Origin of the sequence: Psychrobacter sp. (genome assembly GCF_030457785.1) — a bacterium.
Classification (GTDB): Bacteria; Pseudomonadota; Gammaproteobacteria; order Pseudomonadales; family Moraxellaceae; genus Psychrobacter.
Window position 1 is genome coordinate 1 of the sequence record NZ_JAKDUI010000250.1, and the last position, 3,408, is coordinate 3,408.

Consider the following 3,408-nt stretch of genomic DNA (forward strand, 5'->3'; position numbering starts at 1 on the left):
TGGCGGCAATTTATCCCATTTTTATCACCATTTTCAAAATGAGGACACGCCCTAGCATATGATTAATATTATTTACCTTCATCTTTTGATTTGTCATTAAAACTCGGCAGATGATGCTCAGTACTGTTGTCTTCTTGGTTATCAAGATAGTCCTCAGGACGACCAAACATCTTAGCTGTCCATGTCAGTATAACAATAGAAGCACTGAGCGCCAAAATGGCAAATGAGATCGTTGCCAATAACCACAGATGAAAGTTTTCTGATACTGCCTGTACATCTACGACCAAATGTCGTGACAAAGCCGTAATCGCAATAAATATCAAGAACTGCACCGGTAAGCGATGTGTCTTAAAATATATACCAATCATCGCTAGTAGCTCGAGATAAATAAAGAGCAATAAGATATCTTTTAAATCTGCTGAGCCTTTTTGAAAGATAACCAAAAACTCTTTACCTGCTGTCCAAACCACCACCACACTGATTAAAAATAAAATAACATAGTGGAAAATATCAACAAGCTCACGACCCACATACTGCAAGTGCTTATGTTTGCCCTGATCGGACCGAAGCGAATGTTCATTCTGCTCAGATGGTCGTTCTGGTATTTGCTCTTTCGGCGGTTTCATTAGTTGATGCCACCACTACTCAAATCGGCTGATTTTTCAGCAGCGTCGACAGTCTGACGAATCAGCGTGTTGATAGTCATTGGTCCAACGCCGCCTGGTACGGGTGTATAAGCACTGGCGATCTTCTCGACACCTTTTAGCTCGATATCACCAACGCCACCATTGTCTGTCGGATGAAAACCTGCATCGACGACGACAGCGCCAGCTTTGATCCATTCTGCTTTAATCAATTCAGGCACACCTACTGCACCAACGACGATATCAGCACGTTGAATATGTGCAGCCAAATCCTGCGTTCTTGAATGGCATATCGTTACACTACAGTTAGCATTTAATAGCATCATTGCCATTGGCTTACCCAAGATAGCACTACGACCGACGACCACCGCCTCTTTCCCAGAGAGCTCGATATCATGATGATCTAATAAATGCATGATACCTTGTGGTGTACAGGAGCCATATGCTGACTGCTGCATAGCCATACGACCAAAGCCAAGACAAGTGACGCCATCGACGTCTTTTGCCAAGTCAATCTGCTCAAAACAAGCGCGCTCATCGATATGCGCTGGTACTGGATGCTGTAGCAAAATACCATGTACGTCTTCGTTCGCATTGAGCTCGTCTATCTTTGCCATCAATTGCTCAGTCGTCGTTTCACTGGCCATCTCAACCCGAATAGAGTCCATACCGACACGCTTACAAGCATTGCCTTTCATGCGCACATAAGTCGCAGAAGCTGGATCATCACCGACCAATATCGTCGCCAAGCTTGGAGTACGTCCAGTTTTATCCTTGAGGGCATCCACGCGCGTGCGCAGTTGCTGTTCTATTTGTTTGGCAAGTGCCTTGCCATCCAAGATAGTGGCCGACTCTTGGTTAGTAGAAGCAATAGACATAGTAACTCCAATAGAAAGTGCGATTAGAAGATGCAGTAAAAAATAGAGACAGCGCCGCAACTACTTGCATGCCTGTCTTATGCTTGGCCAATGTATGGCGATTAAAGATATTGTACCTGCCTGCAGCAAAAAATCCTAGAGCGTGTCGTCATTTAAATAGTGAGGCTTAAAATGAGATAAATTGACGATGAGTAGCAAAATTTAGACCTGTTAAGACCACTATCAGCCCTGTCAAGACTACTAAGTGATTGAGTGTGCTCATTGAGAACACACCCTAGCACAGGATGAAACGAAAAAGACCGTCAAGAATCGAATGACCACAAGCTAATAAAGCACTATTAAGTGTTCGTAAGTGTTCGGCAACGACGTTAAGCCAACTGAACAGGCAAGCATTTAATAAGTCTGCAGCTCGATGCCCACAGCAGCACCGATGTCGCTAGAGCGATTGTCAGAATCAACTCCCCACACTCTAGTTGTCACCTTAGTCATAGGCTGTAGCTGATGCTCCCAAGAGACGTCGATCGCGGTAAGCTTATCGGTCGTCGGAAAGGCTTGGTTATCCGCCTTCCCAGTGCGAGAGTCTAACTCTTCTGCCTGATTGACTTTTGCCTGCTGCACTTTTGCATTGATAAAATTACGATTATCAAGCCACAATCGAGCACCGAGTGCAACGCTTTCAGCATCACCGCCCAACGCATAGCCTATTGGATAGCCTTGCTGATAGTAACCATCGGTATAAGTACTATGGTCGTAAGAAATACCGCGCACATCACCACTGGTACGGGTATCCGTATATTCCGCGTAAATCTGATAGGGCTTGTCTTGTATACTAGAGGCGTAATCAATACCTGCTAAATACATGTTTTTGGCTGGCAAACCACCGGCTTCGTCTTCACCCACATACTGAGCATAAACACCCGTTGGTACATTGACCAATGGTGCTAAGCTCAAGCGTGCATCAAAGCCTCCCAACTGATTGGCTGGGTCGGCTTTGCCCGTGTCGCCATTATCTCTTGTCCCTAACAGCGCATCACCAAAAGAACTAAGACTCTCAGGTCGACCATCACCACCCCACATAAAGGTACGAGAAGCTCCCAACTCTAGCCAGTCAAAAGGCTGAGCTGTCAGGCGCGCACCGAACAGTTTGGCATCTGGAACCGCTTCGTAATCATCCAACTGACCAGCGAATAGCTGATACTGCCAAGGCCCTACCCACGATAGGTACTGAGAGGTCGGTGCTGTTTGCTGATCACGCTGCATAGTCATGCCAGTCACTGGTAGGCTCGCATCGCCGCGGATCAGGCTGCCATCGTGTCCAGGACCCCACCATGTTGGGATTTTACCCGCGATGAGCCATTGATTGGCAGCGGTACCAGCTAGGTACGACCCTTCAAAACTGACATCCGAGCTGTCTTCAATTATCTCGTCGTTTTTGAGGTTGGCTTGTAGGGAAAACTCCCACTCTGCTTCACTCAACGATACACCTATTGCGGCTTGCTGAGCAGCGAGTTGATCATCTGCAAAACTTTGGGGTAGCTGTTTTCGATCAGTCTGCAGGTACAATCCAGCATTGGCTTTGACAAGCGAGTTGCGGTCTTGCTTAAGCCTGTTTTGTATTGATAGCAGAACTCGCTGCTGCGCTAGCGTCTGGGCATCGGCACTACTTAGCGCACGTCTGATCTCGTTAGCCGTCAACGGCCACGTACTGGTGCTCACCTGTACTATCCCTTGGCTATTGAGCCAGTCCAGATCTGCTTTGAGCTTCATATCGTTCGTATACAGGTTTTGTGCAGACGCCACCACGGATATGGTGGAACATAGACCAATACTAAGTATAGTCAGTTCAAAATAAAATTGTTATGGTTAGGACAAACATCATAAAACAA

General features: G+C 46.4%; 3 protein-coding genes. All 3 read right to left on the reverse strand.

The features are described from left to right. Positions 1 to 68: 68 nt before the first annotated feature. Complete coding sequence (locus tag L0J61_RS10110; RefSeq protein ID WP_301466319.1) at positions 69 to 626, reverse strand: phosphate-starvation-inducible protein PsiE; 558 nt, start codon at positions 624 to 626, stop codon at positions 69 to 71. Next, positions 626 to 1,522 (reverse strand): bifunctional methylenetetrahydrofolate dehydrogenase/methenyltetrahydrofolate cyclohydrolase FolD, encoded by an 897-nt coding sequence (gene folD, locus L0J61_RS10115; protein ID WP_301466320.1) that lies wholly within the window; start codon positions 1,520 to 1,522, stop codon positions 626 to 628. The genes L0J61_RS10110 and folD overlap by 1 nt, the downstream gene beginning before the upstream one ends. A 393-nt stretch (positions 1,523 to 1,915) precedes the next feature. Further along, positions 1,916 to 3,289: a capsule assembly Wzi family protein gene (locus L0J61_RS10120; protein WP_301466321.1), complete on the reverse strand. Its 1,374-nt coding sequence runs from the start codon at positions 3,287 to 3,289 to the stop codon at positions 1,916 to 1,918. Positions 3,290 to 3,408 lie beyond the last annotated feature (119 nt).

What these genes read in the sequence shown, in the direction of transcription:
- L0J61_RS10120 (WP_301466321.1), bottom strand. Translation starts at nt 3,289, where the DNA reads ATGAAGCTCAAAGCAGATCTGGACTGGCTCAATAGCCAAGGGATAGTA.
- folD (WP_301466320.1), bottom strand. Translation starts at nt 1,522, where the DNA reads ATGTCTATTGCTTCTACTAACCAAGAGTCGGCCACTATCTTGGATGGC.
- L0J61_RS10110 (WP_301466319.1), bottom strand. Translation starts at nt 626, where the DNA reads ATGAAACCGCCGAAAGAGCAAATACCAGAACGACCATCTGAGCAGAAT.